This is a genomic window from Stenotrophomonas sp. Steno-C18, assembly GCF_056393195.1.
Genome location: NZ_JBWJOX010000003.1, coordinates 286,088 through 305,224 on the forward strand (window position 1 = coordinate 286,088; position 19,137 = coordinate 305,224).

Sequence of the window (19,137 nt, forward strand, 5' to 3'; positions counted from 1 at the left end):
ATATCCATACAAAAATGATACATTTGAATTCTTGTATGGAAATGCGTGTGCTTCGTTATGCGTCGGGACAAGCTGAAATTCCACCTGGTCATGTTCGGCTGCGCCGGCTTCGTCGGTCTGGCCCTGGCCTCGCTGGCCTATGTCTGCACCCGCCCGCAGACCGCCAGCGTGCAGGCCGCCGAACAGGCCGCCATCACCCAGTGCTGGGAGCGCAGCCGCGCGCCTGACCGCACCGAGATCTACCGCCGTGCCCAGGCTGATTCGTGCCGGGAAATGGTCAAGCAGTACGAGCACAAGTTCGGCGCAGGCACTGCGTCGTGAACACCCCTGCCGCGACGCCTGCGCGTCGCCGTGGCATGCGCCTGCTGATCGCCGCGGCCTGCGTCTTCATGCTCGGCGTGGGCGTGGCGCTGTGGCAGTACTTCGGCTTCAGCGAACAGGCCAGCTTCGCCGAGCAGGCCATCGTGTTCGACGACGCGCAACTGCAGCTGCCGCCTGACCTGGCCGGTGCCAATGGCCGCATCCGCGTGGTGCATTTCTGGGACCCGGCGTGCACGGTCTGCAATCGCGAAACCGGTGCGCACCTGAGCTACCTGATCAGCATGTACCGCCGCGCCGGCATCGACTTCTACGCAGTGCGCCGCCCCCGCACCACCGGTGAACTGCCCGACTACCTCAAGGGCCGCCTGCAGGAACTGCCCACCCTCGCCGGCGTGGAGCAGATCCCGGCCAGCCCGGCGGTGGCGATCTGGGACCGCGACGGCCACCTCGCCTACGCCGGCCCGTACAGCATCGGCATGGTGTGCAACTCGGCCAACAGCTTCGTCGAGCCGATCCTGGACAAGCTGGTCGCCGGCAAGCCCGTGCGCCCGCGCGGCCTGCTCGCCGTCGGTTGCTATTGCCGCTGGCAAACCACGCCCTGACAGCGCCATGTGCCTTCCCTTCGCCCTCGGTGCGCGGCGCCGTCGCACGTCCACGAAGAACAGCGGGCACCCACTCCAACCGACCGATGGTTGTGAGCAGGCGCCCGCCGCTGAGGTAAACGATAGGGCACGACATCCTCCCTACATGGCGCGACCGTTTGTCGCAGCCCTGCCCCGCTTCCACGAAGGTGCGCGATGACCTGGATCGACAACGCGCTGGCCAGCAACGGGCCGATCTACCTGCGCATCGTCGATACGATCGAGCGCACCGTGAACACCGGCGAGCTGGCACCCGGGCATCGCCTGCCTTCGCAGCGTGCACTGGCCAAGCAGTTGGGCATCGACCTGACCACGGTCACGCGCGCCTTCGATGAAGCGCGCCGGCGTGGCTTGATCGAGGCACGCGGACCGCAGGGCAGTTTCATCGCACCGCCCAAGGCCGCCTTCGGGCAGCCGGTGGACATGAGCATGAACGTGCCGCCGGTACCGGATGCCGCCGCGTTGAATGACGCGCTGCGCCGCGGTGCCGCCGCCGTGCTCGCGCGCAGCAATGCGCCCAACCTGATGACCTACCACCTCACCGGCGGCAGCCGCACCGACCTGCACGCGGCGACCGGCTGGCTGCAGCCGATGCTGGGCAAGGTGGATGACGCCCGGCTGGTGGTCGCCGAAGGCGCGCAGTTCGCCCTGGCCGCGCTGCTGGTCAGCCAGACCCGCGAAGGTGACGCGCTACTGTGCGACCGGCTGGTCTATCCCGGCCTGCTGCAGTTGGCCGACTCGCTCGGGCGCCGCCTGATCGCGGTCGATGCCGATGCCGACGGCATGCGCCCGGACCAGCTGGAGCGTGCCGCGCGGTTGCACGACGCACGCCTGGTGTACTTCAACCCGACCTGCAACAACCCGACCGCGCTGACCATCCCGCCGCTGCGTCGCGCCGAACTGGCGCGCGTGCTGCAGCAACACGACCTGCTCGCCATTGAGGACGACCCGTACTGGCACCACGATGCCAGCAAGCCGGCGCCGATCGCAGCCTTCGCCCCGGCGCACGTGCACTACGTCTCCACCTTGTCCAAGGCGATCAGCCCCGGCCTGCGCACCGCCTTCGTGCACTGCCCGTCGGCCGCGCACGCCGAAACATTGGCGCGCGTGCTGCGGGCGCTGTGCCTGATGGGGCAGCCGTTCGGCATGGCGCTGGCCAGCCAGCTGCTGCTGGACGGCTCGGCGCAGGCGCTGCTGGCGCAGGCCCTGGCCGAGGCACGCGAGCGCGCTCGCCTGGCCGATCACCTGCTCAGCCCGTACCTGCGTGCGCAGGTCGGCGGCCTGCATGCCTGGTGCACGATGCCGCCGCCGTGGACTGACACCGCGTTCGCACATGCCGCGCAGCTGCAGAGCCTAGCGGTCTCCCCGTCGTCCACTTTCAGTACCGTGGACCAGCCCCTGCACGATGGTGTGCGGCTCTCCCTCGGGCTGGCGCCGGACCGCCGCCAACTGGAAAGTGCCCTGCGCCGCATCAACCAGCTGCTCACCGACACCGCGCCGACACGCCTGCAGGGCTGAAACGCACGCCGCTCAGACCACCGCGTCGGCCTGCTGCAGTGCCTGCCAGGCGGCCTGCGTGCGCGCCTGCCAGTCCCCGTGCAAGGTCTGGTAGGGCACGCCGCGTGCGTCCAGCTCGCGCACATACCAATCGTGTTGCCACTGCCGGAATGCCGGGTCACGGCGGGTGCCGTCCTGCACGAACGGCACGTCCGGCCCGCACAGCAACACCAGGTCATAGCGGCGCATGGCCAGCGCGACCAGTGCCGGCTCAGCACGGTCGAACATCGCCTGCGCATACAGCAGCGTGGTCAATGGCGAGGTATCGCAGACCAGCCAGCGCTGCGCATCGGCCAGCAACTGCGTTTCACGCGCCACCTGGGTGCGCGCGATCCGTAGCAGGTCCGCTTCCTGTAGTACGCCCTCCTGCGCTTCCCACAGCTCGCGGCCGTACTCGGCGGCATGCACGCTGCCGCAGCGCTGGGCCAGATGGACTGCCAGCGTCGACTTGCCGGTGGATTCCCCGCCCAACAGCACCACCCGGCGCACGAAGTCGCCATACACCTGCGGTGCCAGCAGCTGCCGGTGCGCGTGCAGGTCACTGCGGATCGCGGTGCCCGAGGTGGGCACGCGCACGCGCGCCGGGTCCACCGCGACATGCACGACCGCGCGCCCACCGCGCTGTTGCTGCTTCTGCGACAACACCGCGGCGAAGCCCGGCCCGTAGGCCTCGCTGGTGAACACCGCATCGACGTCGCTCCGTACGATCTCGCGCAGCAGCCAGGCCACGAAATGGCGGTGGGTGGCATCGTCCTCGTCGTTGTGCGGCAGCGCCCGCACCGGCACGCCGCGTTGTTGGCAGAGCACGGCCAGCCGCGCGTCATCCAGCACCCAGTGCTGTGCCTGCGGATACAGATTGCGCAACCACTGCTCGCGCCGCGCCGGCCACAGGCCATCGAACTCGGGCCGGGTGTAGCTGACCACGACCAGCCGCTCGCAGGCGGCCTGCGCATGGTCCAGCAGCACCTGGTGGCCGCGGTGCAGCGGGCAGAACTTGCCCACCACCAGCCCCACGCGATGCGGCTTCACACGCGCGCTTCCTGTGCCCGCCACAGCCGGTGCCAATGCCGCCACGCCAGCCAGGCGTTGATCCAGTACGCGGCATACAGCACCGAGGTCAGGCTCAAGCCGCGCGAGGCGTACAGCGGCACGGCGATGCTGTTGACCAGTATCCACACCGGCCAGGTCTCCACCCGCCGCTGCATCAACAGCAGCTGCGCCAGCACCGACAGGCACAGCACCGCCGAGTCGGCGAACGGCGCATAGGCGTCGGTGAAACGGTGCAGCAGCGTGCCGTAGGCCAGCGCGGCCAGCACCGCGGCCACGCTCATCAGCGCAAAGCTGCGCAGCCGCGTGCGCTGGATCGGCAGCGCGGCATGGTTGGCGCTTGCATGCCAGTTCCACCAGCCGAACAGGCTGGCCACGACGAAGAACACCTGCAGCAGCACGTCGGCGTACAACTGGGTCTGCCAGAACAACAGGCCGAACAACGAGCAGCCGACGATGCCGGTCCACCAGGTGTGCACGCTGTTGCGCGCGGCCAGCAGGATCGAAGCGGCAGCCATCACGTTGGCGGCGATTTCAAGAACGGTCATGCGGTGAAGCCTTCCGGTAAGTCAGTGGTGTATTGCAGCAGCTTGTCTTCGGCATGCAGCCGCTGCACCTGCACGGCGCGTCCGTCCAGGGCCTGTTGCAAGCGGGCGACGGCATCGTCGGCCAACCCGGCTTCTGCCACCGGCAGGTGCAGGGTGATGCCCGCATCGGCGTGCTGGTGCACGCGGTAACGCGACAACGGCAACGGGGCCAGCGCGTGGCTCACGTCGATGTTGTTGATCCAGCGGCCGTTGGCAGTGAGGTAGCGCACCGGGCGCCGGCCCTGCAGGCCGACGATCATCGGCACCTCGCCGGCCATCGCCAGCGCGCCGCGGTCACCGGTGCGGTAGCGCAGCAGTGGCAGGCAGAAGTTGAAACCACCGGTCAGGGTGATCTCGCCTTCCTGCCCGGCCGGCAATGCCCGGCCCGCCGCATCCACCACTTCCACGTACATGCCCGGCTGCAGCAGCACATGGCCACCATAGGCATCGTCATGCACCGCCAGCGGGCCGGCTTCATTCATCGAATACAGGTCCAGCACCGGGCAACCGAAGCGCGCTTCAAGCGCGGTGCGCAGCCCGTTCGACAAGGCCATCGACACCGACAGCAGCACGCGCGGGCGGTGCGAGAGTGGCAATTGGAGCAGGGTGGCGAAGGAGATCGGGTCGCCGGCGATCACTTCCGGCTGCATCTGGTCGATGTAGCGCGCGCGGTCGTCCACGTCGCGCCAATCGTTGGGGTGCAGGTTGATCTTGGCCAGCCCCGACTCATCCATCGTCGGCGTCACCGACACATAGGTGAAGCAGCGTTGCTGCATGCCCAGCAGCATCACCCCCATCTGCCCGCGCCCATGTTGCAGGCCGATGCCGAACCGGGCCAATGCACGCTTGTGGTAAGCCAGGTAACGCGCGGCCACCACCGGGTGCGACGGCAGCACCAACGGATGGCCGGTGGTGCCGGTGGTACGGAAGTTCATCATCCGCTCCAGCGGCACCGGGTCGGGCGCGAAGCGGGCGATGTCGGCGGCCAGGTCGCCCCGATCGGTGGTCGGCAGCGCCTCGAACGCCGTGCCACGGCCGCGCGCACGAAAGTACGGCACCTGTGCATGCACCGCATCGAGGAACCCCGCCAACCACGGCGGCGGCACACCGGGCTGCCATTCAAACCGTGCCGCCATCACCTGCTGCTCATAGGCACGCAGCTGCGTCACCTCCTCGGCCAACAGGCGGTTGCCGCTCTGGTTGCGGAAGATCGGCGCGGCCGGATGCTCGCGCATCCGCTGCAGCAGGCGCCGGCCCTCCTCGCTCAGGGTCGGATAGCGCTCGGCATCGGTGGGCGCCTGGCTCACTCGCGCGTCCACTTGTCCGCCGATTCCTCGGCCGCCTTGCGCGCCAGGGCTTCACGGATGGCACGTGCACGCGCTTCGGCGGCGCGGCTGGCCTCGAGCAGGCGGCGCCGCTCCACCCCGCTGACGCTGGCCAGCCGGTCGGCCGCCTGTGCCGCGGTTTCGCCGGCGGGCAACAGGCCCAGCCGCGCGATGGTGGTACGTGCCAGCTCCTCGCGCCGGTCCGGCTCCAGCACGTAGCGCGTCGCCGCCGCCTCGGTCGCCAGCGCCGGCACCGCCTCGCTGAACAACGCCTGCAACTGTTCGCCGTCGCGATCGAACGACTGCCACGTCGCATCGGCCAGGAACCAAGCCATCACCGCCGACAGGCTCAACTGGTTCGCGTTGACCCCCTGCAATCCGCCCGACAAGGTCACACGCAGCGACGATGCCATCGCCGTGCCGTGCATCGCCAGCACGTCGTTGACCACGGCGGCAACGTGCAGCTGCCCTTCGCGGCCGCGCTGTGGCGGGTCGAGGAAGTCCGGAGGCGTGTCGAGCAAGCGACGCAACAGGACGTCGAGCGACGGGCCGGTGGTCATGGGCATGTCAGGCATGAAAACAGGTTTCCTATCTGCCGGCTCATCGCCGCGCCTCCTGCTGGTAGTGACGGCGGCTGAAATCGCGGGCGAAGGCCAGCAGATCGGCCATGTCGCGCACCACATGGATGTCCCAGCCGGCGTCGCGGGCGCGCAGCAGGTCGGCGGTCCAGCCCTTGGCACCGGCCAGGTGATCGGGCAACGGGCTGTACAGGTTCAGTGCCATCGTGCCGCCGGCGCGGCCCGCGCGCAGCGCCTGCGCGGCCACGTCCCAACCGCTGTTGCCGCGTTCGTCGTCCTCGAACATCGTGGTGATGCCGTCGTCGGAGATATGCAGGATGTGCACGGCGCGCCCGGTGCGGCTGCGTTGCGCGTAGGTATCGCGCAGGCGATGGATCGGGAAGGCCGTGGCGCCGCCGAAGTAGCCGACCAGCACCTCCAGGATCGCATTCTCGTCGCGGACGAAGCCCTCGGTGTGCAGGTACTGGTGCTTGCCACTCCACAAGGTCACCTGCACCCGTGCACCTGCGCGCAGCGCCGACAGCGCGATCACCGCGCCGGCCAGGGTCAGCCATGACGTTACCTGCTGGGGATTGGGCATCGAGCCGGAGCTGTCCACGTACAGGTCCAGGTCGATCGGCTCGGCCGCCGGCTCGTTGCCGGGAGCATCGCCATAAACGCGCCGCACCGTGGTCACGCCCGGCACCACCCGGGGCGACTGCATCAGCGTCTGCAGCCAGTCCACCGCATCGAGCGGGTCGCCCGGCTCCCACGGCTCCAGGCCTTCCATCTCCGGTTCCATCGCCTGGGGTTGTGCACGGACCGGGAAGCGGATCAGGTGCGGCAACGCACGTTCGCGGTAGTAGCGGATCGCCAACTGGCTGGGGTCCAGTTCCAGCCCCGCCGCGCGCAGGATCTCGCCATACTCGAAGGGCTCGCGCGCCTGGCCCACGCTGTGCGCGGTGGCCGGCTCGGCCTCGGGCTCGGCCCGGGCAGCGGCGTCCGATGCCTCGCCGGTGACACGCGGGTCGTGCGCCGGGTGCACAGGCGGCTCCAGCTCGTCTTCCTCCAGTCGGTCCAACCCGGACGGCTGGCTGCCACGCCCGGCGTGACGGGTATCCATCAACGCATCCACGCGCGCGTCGCTCACCGTCTCCAGCAGGTAGGGCAGCAGCAACGCCGAAAAGCGGCCGGCACCGATCATCCATTCGTTCGCATAAGTGCGGATCACCCGCGCGCCGAGCCAGGCATCGCCGCGCAGGGCCGCATCGTCCACCGGTCCGCCCAGGCTGCCGGCCGGCTGCTGCCAGAGCTGCTCGTAGATGCCCATGTACAGGGTCCACAGCGGGGTGCTGCCCTGTGCGCCGGCCGCCAGGCGCTGGTAGACCCCGGCCATGCGCAGGCCACACTGCCGCTGCAGGCGGTCGTTGATCAGCAGGTCGGTGTAGAGGTTGGCCACCATCGGCGCATGCGCCTCCAGCGTCGGCAACGCGCGATGGATGCGCGCCAGCAGGCGGGCATGGTCGGTGGCGGTGGCCGGCGCCAGGACGTGGTGGCCGATCTCGTGGGCGAGGATCTCGCGGGCGAACGCCTGCAAGCCGAGCTGCTGCACGCGCGGCAGGTCGATCACCACGCGCTGGTCGGCCAGCCGGATCATCGCGAAGCTGCCGGTCAGGCCTTCGGCGGCCGCGTCCACGCTGGAATCGCACAACCGTGGATCCTGCAGCCGGGTGAACCGGCTCCAGTCGGCCAGCGCCTGCGGCCAGGCGGTACGCCAAGCGGCCAGCAATGCGTCGTGATCAGGCGAATTCACGCGACCTCCGGCACCACGCGCACGTGATGCGAATACGGCGAATGGATCGCGATGCCGGCCGGCCCTGCCACCAGCTGCAGACCTTCGTCGGGTGCCGCAAACCGCACGTGGCGTGCGCCGACCTGCACGCCCTGCGCATCCACCACCGCGGCCCGTGCCGGCACCGCACTGGCCGCGGCGAACTCCGCCGCACTGGCGGGCAGCACCACGGCGCCGAAGGCATCAGCCAGCAACAGGTGGTGGCGCTCGCCGCTGCGCGCGATGAAGCCCAGCGCGCAGGCGCGCAGTTCCGGCGGCGCGGCGAACGGGCCGCCCAGGCCGGTGAAACCGCCCAGGAGTTGTCCCTGTGCCTCCACCGCCTGCGCGCGCGGGTTCCACCAGCGCTCCCGCTGCAGCTGTTGGCGCACCGCGTCCACCTGCCCGCCTGCGACGCCCAGGGCCTCGGCCACCAGGTCATCGTGCAGCTGCGCCGATTGCGCCAAGGCCGCCTCGCGCAGCTGCACCATGCCCGCTTGCCAGGCGCACAGCGCGCCGACAGCGCGCAGTTGCGCGCCGGAGGTGCAGCGCGCGGCCAACGGCTGCATCGCGGCGATCCATTCCGGTACGCGCACACCGGGCACGCTGTCCATCCGCACCACCGCATTGCTCAACGCGCCCAGCACCTGCAGCGGCGCGCGGGCAATCAGCGCCGCCGCCGGCGTGGCCAGTTGCTGCCAGGCCGCGTCCACCCACGACAGGCGTGCGGCCGGGCCGGCCAGCCCCTGCGCGACCAGTTCCAGCCCGACGTCGAAGCCGGTCTCAGCCACCGCCAACGTGGCCGCCGCATCAACCTGCGCGACCGCCACGCACACCGGGTCCAGCGTCTGGGTGATGAAGGCCGACAAGGCCGCCGCATCGAAGCCGGGCCAGCGATGCCGTGCCTCGGCCACGCGCTGGTTGAACAGGCTGCGCCGCGCGGCCAGTACACCGGCCAGTACCGACGACACCATCTCAGCGTGCCCGCAGCCAGTGCAGGTAATTGGTGTAGCGCTGGTGCAGGTACTTGAGCTTGAGCAGGTCGTCGTAGAGATGGCCGTACAGCTTGCGCCCCTTCACCCGCTCCTCGATCAACCGCTCGATGCGGGTCAGGCGCGCGCGCGTCTCGCGCTCGGTCACGCCGTCCAGCCCGCGTGCGAACTGCGCGGACAACTCCCCGACCGGATCGTTGCGATCCAGGTCCAGGCGGTCGTACTCGGCGTTGGACGCATCCAGCAGCCAGCGCAGCCAGCTCAGTCGGTCGCTGCGGTAGGCCGCGTTCTCCGGCAGCGCGAAGAACGGTGCGTCCAGGTCGGGCTGCAGCTTGTCGTTGAGCACGAACGGCAGCACCTGGCGCACGTCGTCCAGCGCCACCGCCTGGTTGCCGCGGAACCACGCCAGCGCCTTGGCGTATACCAGCAACGTGCCCAGGTTGCGCACCGACAAGCCGTTGCGGGTCTGGCAGCCCAGGTCCTTCATGCGGTCGCGGCCGCTGTCGGCGGCGGTGGCCTGCGCCCAGTCGGTGCCGGCCAGGCGCACGGTGTCCTTGGTCAGGTACTCGAACTGCGCGCCGGCGGTCTCCATCAGCTCGAACTGGCTGCTGAAGAACTCGATGCGGCGGCGCACGTCGTCGGGCACGTCCACCGCGCGGATCTGCGCCATCATCTGCTCGGACTCGGCCTCGCTGAAGATGATCTCGCGCGGCACCAGTTCCTCCGGCCGCAGGTTCTGCTCGATGCGCAGCAGCATCTCGTCCAGGAAGCGCGGATTGAACGCCAGCGCCTGCACCACCACGTCGATGCGGTCGCGCAGCGCCTCGATCACCTGGTAGGTGCCGCCGCCGCGGTCGTCGTTGGCGGTCAGGTACCACGCCGATTCCGGGCATTCGTAGACCTGGTTGAGGATCTCGGCGTAGTTGTCGCCCATCACCGTCAGCAGCGCGCTCTGGGTGCGGGTCGGGATGCGGTTGTACTCGTCGATGATCTTGACCCGCATGCCCAGCCAGTTGCGCCAGGCGATGCGGATCTGGCCCATGTCCTGCGCCGCCACCAGGTCCGCCGGCAAGGGGTTGCCGAGCAGGTCGGCGATGGTCATCTGCGGATGGCCATGCTGCATGGCGCGGCGCACCTCGCGCACCGGGTAGCCGGCCAGCACGCCCATCAGGATCGCGCTGGCGGTCTTGCCGCGGCCGGGGCCACCGACGAACAGGCATTTGCGCCGCGTGGCGAAGGTCAGCAGCGGCAGCAGCACGTAGCTGGAGTAGCTCTGTGCCGAGGGCAGGGTCAGGGTACGGCGGGTATCGCCGACGCTGAAGCTCGCCGATGGGCCATCGTGGTACTCGATGTCGTAGTGCGGGCTGATGATGGCGTTGTTGACGATCCAGAAGTACGCCTGGCGCAGCTTCTCATCCAGCGCCAACGGCGCGGCCTCGCCGGAGCCCTGCAACTGCACCGGCCCTTCGTACAGCTCGGCCACGTCGAAACTGCGCGCGACCGGCTCGGCGCGGGGGTTGGTGGGCGCCTGCGACAGGCGCTGGAACAGGTTGAATGGCGACACCGGGCATCCCTTCGACAACGTGCCCGGATTCTAGCGTGGCCGCAATGATCCGCCGGTCATGTCCTGCACGGCAGGCTGCCTGCCAGCGCCGAGCCCTGCCCGGCGAGGCATTCCCGCTCCCGCGCGGCACCGCCACGCGTTACCCGCACGTCACCCGCGCGGCGGGATCAGGGCATCATCCAGCGCCGTCGCACGCTGCCACGCCGCGCGCTCGCGCAGGCGCTGCCCGTACTCGGCGAAGGCCGTGCGCTCGGGCAGGGTCTTGAACATCTGCCCCCACAGGATCTGGCTGCCAACGTAGACATCGGCCGCGCTGAACTGCTCGCCGAGCAACCACGGCCGCGCATCGGCCGCCACCTGCTCCAGCGTGTCGACCACCTGCTCGAAGCTGCCATAGCCCACCATGCCCGACCGCTCGGCCGGTGCCAGCAGGCCCAGTGCCTTGGCGCTGACCGCCGCCTCCACCGGGCCAGCGGCGAAGAACAGCCAACGCAGGTAGCTGCCACGCAGTGGATCGTCATTGGCCGGGGCCAACCCGGCCTGTGGGAAGGCATCGGCCAGATAGGCGCAGATGGCCGCCGCCTCGGTCACCACCACGCCCCGATGGACGATGGCCGGCACCTTGCCCATCGGGTTGATCGCCAGGTAGGCCGGGGCCTTGATGCTGTCGCCAAAGCTCAGCACCTCGGCCTGGTAGGGCTGGCCCACCTCCTCCAGCATCCAGCGCACGATGCGCCCGCGCGACATCGGGTTGGTGTAGAAGACGATCTCGTCGCTGCTGTTGCCCATGCCGGTTGCTCCGCGAAAGGAATGCGGAGTCTAGCGCCGGGCCTGTGCATCCGCCGCGGCGGGCATCTCAGTCGCGCGGCGGCGGCGGGGGTGGCGGCTGCACGCCCTTGTCCTTCAGGCAGGCGTCCATGGCCTCGCGGTCATGGCCCTGCGGCGGTGCCGGCGGCTTGCCGCCCGTGTCACCGGGCTTGGGCAGCGTGATCCCGAGTGCGGTGGCGCATTCCTCCAGCGCCTGGGTGAATGCCGGATCCCGCGGCCGATGCCCGGGGGGCGGCGCACCCGGTGGCGGCTCGCGGTGTTCGCCCGGCGGGGCCTGGTCCGGCGCGCTGGCGCTGGCATCGTTCATCCAGGCACCGGCCACCAGCGCCAGCCCCAGCAGTGCGGCGGTGGCCGGTGCATGCCCGCGCAGGGTTTCCATTGGCTTCATCGTTGTTGTCTCCGTTGTGGGCTAGGCGGCCGCAGCATGCTGCAACGCGCCGGGAAGCGGCAGCAGGCGTGCGCGGATGCGGGCCTGCTGCCGTGGGGTGAACATCTGCTCGAACTTGCGGTGATCGCGCAGCGGGCCGGTGGCATCACGCTTCCAGGGTTCGTCGGCGCGTACCAGCGGCAGGCCGTGCGACGGGTGCCGCGGTGCGGCCGCGTCGCCGGGCAGGCCAAGGAAGGCACGCAGGCGCGCCAGCGTGGGGCCCGGTGCCTGCAGCACGTGCTCGTAACGCAGCAGCAGGTGGGCGGGATGTCCCTGCCAGCGCAGGCTTTCCTGCAGCGCGCGGTTCCAGCGGTCCACCGCCAGGTCCAGGTCGAGGAACGGTCGCCATGGCCGATAGCGGTGTGCGGCGGCATGCAGTGACGCCACCACTTCCGCGCCATCCCGCACCAGGTGGATCACCCGCGCGCCGGTGACGTGGCGCTGGATCTGCGCCAGGTAGAACAGGTGGTCAGGCGTCTTCTCCAGCCACGCACCGGCGCCGTGCCGCGCGCAGTACGCATCGAGCGCGGCCACGAACGCCTGCAGCTGCCGTTTCGCCGGCTGCCAGCGCGCCCTGGTGTCGATCGGACAGGCCAGCTCCGGGACGCCTTGCCATGCCCGCTGCACCTGGTGGCGCGGCACCCAGCCCAGGCCGGTCTGGCAGCGGCGGCGCAGCTGCTGCAGCTGATGCCACGGCGGCCCTGCCGCGCGCGCCTGCCTCCGGTGGTCCTCGCTGCGCAGCAGCCGCTGCACGAAATGCGTTTCAGGCAACGACACCACCTGCGCCTGGGTGGCCAGCAGGTGCTGCAGCAAGGTGGTGCCCGAGCGCGGACACCCCACCAGGAAGCACCGGCCCGGCACGGCCGCGCTCATCGCTCGACCTCGGCCAACGGCAACGCCGCCGCACTGCGCGTCCAGGCCAGGACCTCACGCTGGAAGCGCCGGGCGAAGGCCTGGTCATTGCACAGGTAGTAGCTGCGCGCGGCGTGCGAGAGCCGCGCCAGCGCCGCCGCGTCCAGGGCCAGTGCCTGCTCGACCGCGGCGGCGATGCCTTCGCCATCGACGAAGTAGCGGCGCGCCAGTCCGTCGGTCCGGCTGCCCGCCACCGGGATGTGGATGCCACGCTGCGCCGCCACCAGTTCGGCCATCGGCTCGGCGTCGGTCGTCAGCACCACCGCCCCCACGCTCAGCCCCTCCATCAGGTAGTGGCCGAAGCCCTCGGTCTCGGACGGGCACACATGGAACAGGCACTGGTTCTGCAGGGCCTGCAACGCGGCATCGTCGAGGTAGGCGATGCGGTGGTCGATGTTCGTCGCCACCACCTTGGCCGTGGCGATCTTCGGGTGCTGCACCACCACCAGCAGCGGCCAATGCGGATGCCGCTGCCAGGTGGCCAGCAGCGCCTGCGTACCCTTGGCCGAACTGCGCCCGGCCAGGTGCAGGAACACCCGCTGGCGTGGCACCGCCGCCTGCATCCGGTCCGGGCTGGTGAAGCCGATGTAGCGTGCGTCGCAGCCCAGCGCGTGGAAGATGCGTTCGGCATGGCGGGTCTTGCACAGCACCGCGTCGAAGGCCGGCAGCAGTGGCAGCCAGCGCTCCAGGAACCATTCCGGGTTGGGCACCAGCAGGTTGCGTTCGGCCAGCGGCAGGCAACGGCGGTAGACCCGCTCGGCGAACAGCTGCAGCGGCGCCTTGCCGTGCAGCAGCCGCCGACCCCACAGGCCCAGCTCCTGCAGCCGCATGCGACTGCGCCCACCGATGCCCAGCCGCTCGACCCGGGCCTGCCCGGCCAGCAGGCCCGCCATCAGGTCCAGGTCCCGGCTCAGGCCCACCCCGTTCTCACGGCTGATCAGGCGTACTTGCGGAAGCCCCATCGACTGCACCCGGCGAAAAGAGGGCGCAGTCTGCGTACCCCCGATGGCCATGCGATGGCCCGCCCCTGGCACCGGCCACAAGCACTGACAAGCATTGACAAAGAGCGGCGCTATGATCGGCGGTCCGCCATACCGGCGCGGATGCCGGCGCTCTTCCCTTCGCTGAAGGAACCCCATGTCCAGCCATATCCTGGTGGTCGACGATGATCCGGACCTGCGCCGCCTGATCGCCGATTTCCTTGCCCAGCACGGCTTCCACGTCGCCACCGCCGAGAACGCCGCCCAGCTGCGGCTGGCCGTGCGCGACCAGCGCCCCGACCTGATCGTGCTGGACGTGATGATGCCCGGCGAGGACGGCCTCAGCGCCGTGCGCCAGCTGACCAGCGAACGCAACCCCCCGCCGGTGATCATGCTCAGCGCGCTGGGCAGCGACACCGACCGCATCATCGGCCTGGAAGTCGGCGCCGACGATTACCTGTCCAAGCCCTGCAACCCGCGCGAGCTGCTGGCGCGCATCCGCGCCCTGCTGCGGCGGGCGCAGACCAGCGTGGAGCCGACCTCTTCGGCGCCGCACCCGATCTACGAATTCGGCGGCTGGCGGCTTGATGCCCTGCACCGCGACCTGCGTGACCCGGAGGGCACCTACATCTCGCTGTCCGACGGTGAGTTCACCCTGCTGCGCAGCTTCGTCGAGCATCCCCAGCGGGTGCTCAGCCGCGACCAGTTGCTCACCCAGGCCCGCGGCCAGGACTGCGAGGTCTACGACCGCGCCATCGACAGCCAGATCAGCCGCCTGCGCCGCAAGCTCAACGAGCGCGGCCACCCGGAACTGATCCGCACCGTCCGCAACGAAGGCTACCTGCTGCTGCCCACGGTCCGCCGTTTGTGAAGCCCCTGCCGATCTTCGCCCGCACCTTCCTGCTGCTGCTGGGCGCGCTGCTGGTGGCGCTCGCGCTGGGCTTCGGGTTGTTGCTGACCCGGCCGCCGGTGCGGCCGGTGGGCGTGCCGCTGTCCGAGGTGGTGGCGCTGCTGTCCAGCCAGTTGCCACCCACCAACAGCCGGCTGACCGTCACCGACAGCGCGCAACGCCCGGCCTGCCCGGATGGCCAGCAGGAAGACTGGTTCATGGGCCGGCGCCTAGCCGGCTGGATGAACGTCGACGTGGATGCCCTGCACTACTGCCGCGGCATGCGCCTGCCGGTACCGGTGGACGTCCTGCGCCAGAGCCGCCAATGGCAACGCCCGTTCGATCCGACCCGCCCGCCAGGACATGGCCCCGGGCCCGGCCCGGGTTTCGATCCGGACGACCGCCCGCCGCCGGCGGCCGGCCAAACCCCGCGGCAGCCGCCCTCGCCCGACGACATCCGTCGCGCCAACGCGCCGCTGTTCGGCGACTTCTTCGTGGCGGTGCGCAAGCCGGACGGGCATTGGCGCAGCGTGACCCACCGCATGCCCGGCGCGCTGCCCAGCGTGGCGCGCCACGTGCTGGTGCTGTTCCTGCTCGGTGCGGCGGTGATGCTGCCGTTGGCCTGGTGGTTCTCGCGCGCGCTGTCGGCACCGATCCGCCGCTTCGCCCAGGCCGCCGACCGGCTCGGCAGCCATCCCGGCGCGCCGCCGCTGGACCGCAGCGGCCCGGCCGAGCTGGCCCGCGCCGCCGATTCGTTCAATGCCATGCAGGCCCGCATCAACCGCCTGCTGGACGAACGCACCCGCACCATCGGCGCGATCGCGCACGACCTGCGCACGCCGTTGGCGCGGTTGTCGTTCCGCCTGCATGCGCTGCCGGACGAGGCCCGCGACAAGGCCAGCGCCGACATCGCCGAGATGAACACCATGATCACCGCCGCGCTGGATTTCCTGCACGGGCAGTCACAGCGCGGCCCACGCAGCCGCCTGGACTTCGCCTCGCTGGTGGAAAGCGTGGCCGGTGACCTGGCCGACACCGGCCACGATGTCACCGTCACCGCCTCCGAGCCGGCGCTGGTCAGCGGCGACCCGCTGGCGTTGCGCCGCGCCCTGTCCAACCTGATCGACAACGCCCTCAAGTACGGCCAGCACGCGCGGCTGCGCCTGCAGCGCGAGGGCTGCAACGTGGTGCTGGACGTGGACGATGATGGCCCCGGCATCGACCCCGCGCGCGAGGACGAGTTGTTCCTGCCGTTCGCGCGTGGCGAGGAATCGCGCAACCGCGATACCGGCGGCATCGGCCTGGGCCTGTCGGTGGCGCACAGCGTGGTGCTCGACCACGGCGGCACCCTGCGCCTGCGCAATCGCGACGATGGTGGGCTGCGGGCGACGCTGAGCCTGCCCTGCCTGTCGCCGGACCTGGCCAACGGCTGAGCCGCCCATCGCCGCGCTCAGCCGTGCACGGGAAGGCAGGGCTGCACCGGCAGGCAACGGTCGGAACGGAGCGGCGGCGGGAAGCGGATTGCGCCCCGCGCCGGCTCAATAGGCGAAGGTCGTGAACACCGGGTCGATGTTGCCGTTCCATTCCCCATGGAACAGTTCCAGCTTGCGCTCGGCCGCGGTCTTGCCGGAATCCACGATTTCCTGCAGCACATCGAGGAAACGGGTTTCATCCTGGCCATCGCCATTGAGCGCGGCACGACGGCGCAGGCCGTCGCGTGAGATCTCCAGTGCGCGGCGCGCCAGGTCACGCACCGTGCCGTCGCGGAACGGCAGGTGCATCGCGTGCTTCGGCACGCCGTCACGCAGCGCGTGGCGCTCGGCCAGGCTGAAATCCTTGACCAGGTCCCAGGCCGCGTCCAGCGCGGTCTGGTCGTACAGCAGCCCCACCCAGAACGCCGGCAGCGCGCAGATGCGGCTCCACGGGCCGCTGTCGGCGCCACGCATCTCCAGGTACTTCTTCAGCCGCACTTCCGGGAACGCGGTGGTCATGTGGTCGGACCAGTCGCGCAGGGTCGGCAACGCGCCCGGCAGCACCGGCAGCCTGCCCTGCAGGAAGTCGCGGAAGCTCTGCCCGCTGGCATCGTGGTAGATGCCGTCGCGGTAGGAGAAGTACATCGGCACGTCGAGCAGGTAGTCCACGTAACGCTCGTAGCCGAAACCGTCCTCGAACACGAAGTCGAGCATGCCGGTACGGTCGGCGTCGGTGTCGGTCCAGATGTGCGAGCGGTAGCTCAGGTAGCCGTTGGGCTTGCCCTCGGTGAACGGCGAGTCGGCGAACAGCGCGGTGGCGATCGGCTGCAGCGCCAGCGACACGCGGAACTTCTTCACCATGTCCGCTTCGCTGGCGTAGTCCAGGTTGACCTGCACCGTGCAGGTGCGGGTCATCATGTCCAGGCCGAGCGAGCCGACCTTGGGCATGTAGCTTTTCATGATCTGGTAGCGGCCCTTGGGCATCCACGGCATGTCCGCGCGCGTCCACTTGGGCTGGAAACCCATGCCCAGGAAGCCCAGCTGCATCTCGCCGGCCACCTGCGCCACCTCGTTGAGATGCGTGCCGGTTTCCACGCAGGTCTGGTGCAGGGTCTCCAGTGCCGCGCCGGACAACTCCAGCTGCCCGGCCGGCTCCAGCGACACCGACGCGCCGTCGCGCAGCAGCGCGATGGTGCGGCCGTTCTCCAGCACCGGCTCCCAGCCAAAACGGGTCAAGCCGGTCAGCAGTGCCTCGATGCCGCGGTCACCGTCGAAGGTCGGCGGGCGCAGGTCATCCAGCCGGAAGCCGAACTTCTCGTGCTCGGTGCCGATCCGCCATTGCGCCTTGGGCTTTTCGCCGGAAGCAATGCTCTGGACCAGTTGGTCGCGGTCAGTGATGGGGGTATCGGCGACGTGGCTGGGGCTCGACAAGGGCAGGCTCGCAAGGTTCTGTTCTGGGCGGGGATGTGGGGACCCGGCCCCGGCATCACAAGTGCGCACTATATCGCGGAGCCCGTTATCCACCGGTCACCGTGGCGGTTTTCAGCATCCCACCGGCAACGGCTTGACCGGCCCCTGCCGGCGCCCCGGACGCGCCGCCGGCACGGCATGCAGCTGATAACGCGTTTGATTCCGCTGGCCCCGGGCCATGCGTCCTACACTGCCCGGCATGACCCGCACCCCGCATCGCGAAATCCACCGTTCCGACCGCGTCGGCTGGCTGCGTGCCGCCGTGCTGGGCGCCAACGACGGCATCGTCTCGGTCGCCGGCCTGGTGGTCGGCATCGCCGCCAGCGGCGCCCCGGCCTCCACCGTGCTGGCCACCGGCGTGGCCGGCACCGTTGCCGGCGCGATGTCGATGGCCGCCGGCGAGTATGTCTCGGTGCAGTCCCAGGCCGACACCGAACACGCCGACCTGGCGGTGGAGCGCCGCGAGCTGCACGAGGACCCGCACAGCGAACTGCAGGAGCTGGCGATGATCTACCGCCAGCGCGGCCTGTCGCCGGAACTGGCCCAGCAGGTCGCCGAGCAGCTCACCGCGCACGACGCGCTGGCCGCGCATGCCCGCGACGAACTGGGCATCACCGAGGAACTGCGCGCCCGCCCGCTGCAGGCCGCGTTGGCTTCGGCCGGTGCCTTCATCGCCGGCGCGGCCCTGCCGGTGCTGACCACGGTGTTGGCCCCGCATGCGCACGTGGCACCGATCACCACCGTGGCTACCCTGGTCGGGTTGAGCATCACCGGCGCGCTGGCCGCGCAGGCCGGCGGCGCACCCGTGCTGCGCGGTGCCTTGCGGGTGATGTTCTGGGGTGCGTTGGCTATGTCCGCAGCCGCCGGCATCGGTCAGTTGTTCAATACTGCGGTCTAAGCCATGAACCTGCCCGCCGACCATGCCACCCAGGTGCTGGCCCAGTTTGCCTCGTTGGCCGACTGCCAGTTCGCCAATGGCTACGCCTGCATCACCGCCCGACGCGAACACGGTGCCAGCTCGGTGGAGATTCCACAGCCGCAGTTCGCCATCCTGCTGCAGGGGCGCAAGCAGGTCCGTACCGCCCAGCAGTCGCTGGATCTGGGGCCGGGGGATCTGTTCGTGGTCACCCGCCGCTGCCGCTTCGACGTGGTCAACAGTCCCGACCCCGACACCGGCAGATATGTGAGCGCCATCGTGCCGTTCTGTCCCGATGTACTCAGCGCCGCGCGGATGTTGTGGAACGAACCGCTGCCCGAACCCGGGCAGGCGCTGGCCGTACAGTTGCTGCACGAACACGCCCCGATCCTGCTGCAATGGCGGCAGGCATTGCGCGAAGCCCGTTACAGCGAGGCCCGCTCGGCGCTGGCCACCTTCACCCTGACCCTGTGCCGGCGCGGTCTGGGCGGCCTGCTGATTCCCCCCGAGCCCGGCCTGGGCGAACGCATCCGCGATCTGGTCGCCGCACAACCGGAACGCGTCTGGCAGTCGCGCGATTTTGAACAACACCTCGGCATCAGCGGCGCCACCCTGCGGCGACGTCTGGCAATGGAAAAACTCGGACTGCGCGAGCTGGTCGTCGATGCCCGTCTGGCCCATGCCATGCAGCTGCTTTACACCACCCGGCTGCCGCTCAAGACGGTGGCCGCACGCTCCGGCTACAGCTCGCTGGCCAGCTTCAACAAGCGCTTCGTCGACCGCTACGGCATGGAACCGGCAGACATCGGCAACGACTGAGCACC

Annotated in this window: 19 protein-coding genes; 7 read left to right on the top strand and 12 right to left on the bottom strand. The window is 70.0% G+C overall.

The features are described 5' to 3' along the window. The first annotated feature begins 57 nt into the window (after window positions 1–57). From AC06FE_RS08560 to AC06FE_RS08570, 3 genes are all read left to right on the top strand, one after another. Window positions 58–321: a hypothetical protein gene (locus tag AC06FE_RS08560; RefSeq protein WP_478072794.1), complete on the top strand. Its 264-nt coding sequence runs from the start codon at window positions 58–60 to the stop codon at window positions 319–321. Next, window positions 318–923, top strand: a complete 606-nt coding sequence (locus tag AC06FE_RS08565) for a DUF6436 domain-containing protein (RefSeq protein WP_478072795.1) — start codon at window positions 318–320, stop codon at window positions 921–923. The genes AC06FE_RS08560 and AC06FE_RS08565 overlap by 4 nt, the downstream gene beginning before the upstream one ends. A gap of 195 nt (window positions 924–1,118) precedes the next feature. Beyond that, window positions 1,119–2,480 carry an aminotransferase-like domain-containing protein gene (locus AC06FE_RS08570; protein ID WP_478072796.1) on the top strand — a complete coding sequence of 454 codons (1,362 nt, stop codon included), beginning with the start codon at window positions 1,119–1,121 and terminating at the stop codon, window positions 2,478–2,480. Window positions 2,481–2,492: 12 nt separating this feature from the next. Here the strand turns inward: AC06FE_RS08570 and AC06FE_RS08575 are convergent, their stop codons facing one another. The 11 genes from AC06FE_RS08575 to AC06FE_RS08625 form a co-directional block, all read right to left on the bottom strand. Continuing rightward, on the bottom strand, window positions 2,493–3,548 hold the full coding sequence (locus AC06FE_RS08575; protein WP_478072797.1) for an AAA family ATPase: 1,056 nt from the start codon (window positions 3,546–3,548) through the stop codon (window positions 2,493–2,495). After that, complete coding sequence (pnuC, locus tag AC06FE_RS08580; RefSeq protein WP_478072798.1) at window positions 3,545–4,114, bottom strand: nicotinamide riboside transporter PnuC; 570 nt, start codon at window positions 4,112–4,114, stop codon at window positions 3,545–3,547. Before pnuC ends, AC06FE_RS08575 begins: the two co-directional genes overlap by 4 nt. Next, window positions 4,111–5,460 (bottom strand): AMP-binding protein, encoded by a 1,350-nt coding sequence (locus tag AC06FE_RS08585; protein WP_478072799.1) that lies wholly within the window; start codon window positions 5,458–5,460, stop codon window positions 4,111–4,113. Before AC06FE_RS08585 ends, pnuC begins: the two co-directional genes overlap by 4 nt. Continuing rightward, window positions 5,457–6,053, bottom strand: a complete 597-nt coding sequence (locus AC06FE_RS08590) for a hypothetical protein (protein ID WP_478072800.1) — start codon at window positions 6,051–6,053, stop codon at window positions 5,457–5,459. Before AC06FE_RS08590 ends, AC06FE_RS08585 begins: the two co-directional genes overlap by 4 nt. Before the next feature lie 25 nt (window positions 6,054–6,078). After that, window positions 6,079–7,848: a hypothetical protein gene (locus tag AC06FE_RS08595; protein ID WP_478072801.1), complete on the bottom strand. Its 1,770-nt coding sequence runs from the start codon at window positions 7,846–7,848 to the stop codon at window positions 6,079–6,081. Next, window positions 7,845–8,837: a hypothetical protein gene (locus AC06FE_RS08600; RefSeq protein WP_478072802.1), complete on the bottom strand. Its 993-nt coding sequence runs from the start codon at window positions 8,835–8,837 to the stop codon at window positions 7,845–7,847. The genes AC06FE_RS08595 and AC06FE_RS08600 overlap by 4 nt, the downstream gene beginning before the upstream one ends. A 1-nt stretch (window position 8,838) precedes the next feature. Then, complete coding sequence (locus AC06FE_RS08605; protein WP_192287652.1) at window positions 8,839–10,419, bottom strand: AAA family ATPase; 1,581 nt, start codon at window positions 10,417–10,419, stop codon at window positions 8,839–8,841. A 150-nt stretch (window positions 10,420–10,569) separates the two neighbouring features. Further along, window positions 10,570–11,208: a glutathione S-transferase family protein gene (locus AC06FE_RS08610; protein WP_478072803.1), complete on the bottom strand. Its 639-nt coding sequence runs from the start codon at window positions 11,206–11,208 to the stop codon at window positions 10,570–10,572. Window positions 11,209–11,275: 67 nt separating this feature from the next. Beyond that, the gene (locus AC06FE_RS08615; RefSeq protein ID WP_478072804.1) at window positions 11,276–11,635 is read right to left on the bottom strand and encodes a hypothetical protein; all 360 of its coding nucleotides are present in this window, start codon (window positions 11,633–11,635) and stop codon (window positions 11,276–11,278) included. A gap of 21 nt (window positions 11,636–11,656) precedes the next feature. Further along, a complete protein-coding gene (locus AC06FE_RS08620; protein ID WP_478072805.1) occupies window positions 11,657–12,547 on the bottom strand; it encodes a sulfotransferase family protein in 891 nt (296 codons plus the stop codon). Continuing rightward, entirely contained in the window at window positions 12,544–13,599 is a 1,056-nt protein-coding gene (locus tag AC06FE_RS08625; protein WP_478072806.1) for a glycosyltransferase, read from the bottom strand. Before AC06FE_RS08625 ends, AC06FE_RS08620 begins: the two co-directional genes overlap by 4 nt. Window positions 13,600–13,723: 124 nt before the next feature. On the opposite strand from AC06FE_RS08625, the gene AC06FE_RS08630 reads away from it, so the two are divergent. Continuing rightward, window positions 13,724–14,437, top strand: coding sequence for a response regulator (locus AC06FE_RS08630; RefSeq protein WP_132865631.1), 714 nt, complete (start codon window positions 13,724–13,726; stop codon window positions 14,435–14,437). Next, a complete protein-coding gene (locus tag AC06FE_RS08635) occupies window positions 14,434–15,888 on the top strand; it encodes an ATP-binding protein (protein WP_446539978.1) in 1,455 nt (484 codons plus the stop codon). The genes AC06FE_RS08630 and AC06FE_RS08635 overlap by 4 nt, the downstream gene beginning before the upstream one ends. A gap of 105 nt (window positions 15,889–15,993) precedes the next feature. Here the strand turns inward: AC06FE_RS08635 and AC06FE_RS08640 are convergent, their stop codons facing one another. Then, entirely contained in the window at window positions 15,994–17,358 is a 1,365-nt protein-coding gene (locus AC06FE_RS08640) for a glutamate--cysteine ligase (RefSeq protein ID WP_478072807.1), read from the bottom strand. A 238-nt stretch (window positions 17,359–17,596) separates the two neighbouring features. Here AC06FE_RS08640 and AC06FE_RS08645 point away from each other — a divergent pair, with 238 nt between their 5' ends. Continuing rightward, a complete protein-coding gene (locus AC06FE_RS08645) occupies window positions 17,597–18,295 on the top strand; it encodes a VIT1/CCC1 transporter family protein (RefSeq protein ID WP_478072808.1) in 699 nt (232 codons plus the stop codon). 3 nt (window positions 18,296–18,298) lie between these two features. Beyond that, window positions 18,299–19,132 carry a helix-turn-helix domain-containing protein gene (locus AC06FE_RS08650; RefSeq protein ID WP_478072809.1) on the top strand — a complete coding sequence of 278 codons (834 nt, stop codon included), beginning with the start codon at window positions 18,299–18,301 and terminating at the stop codon, window positions 19,130–19,132. Window positions 19,133–19,137: the final 5 nt, after the last annotated feature.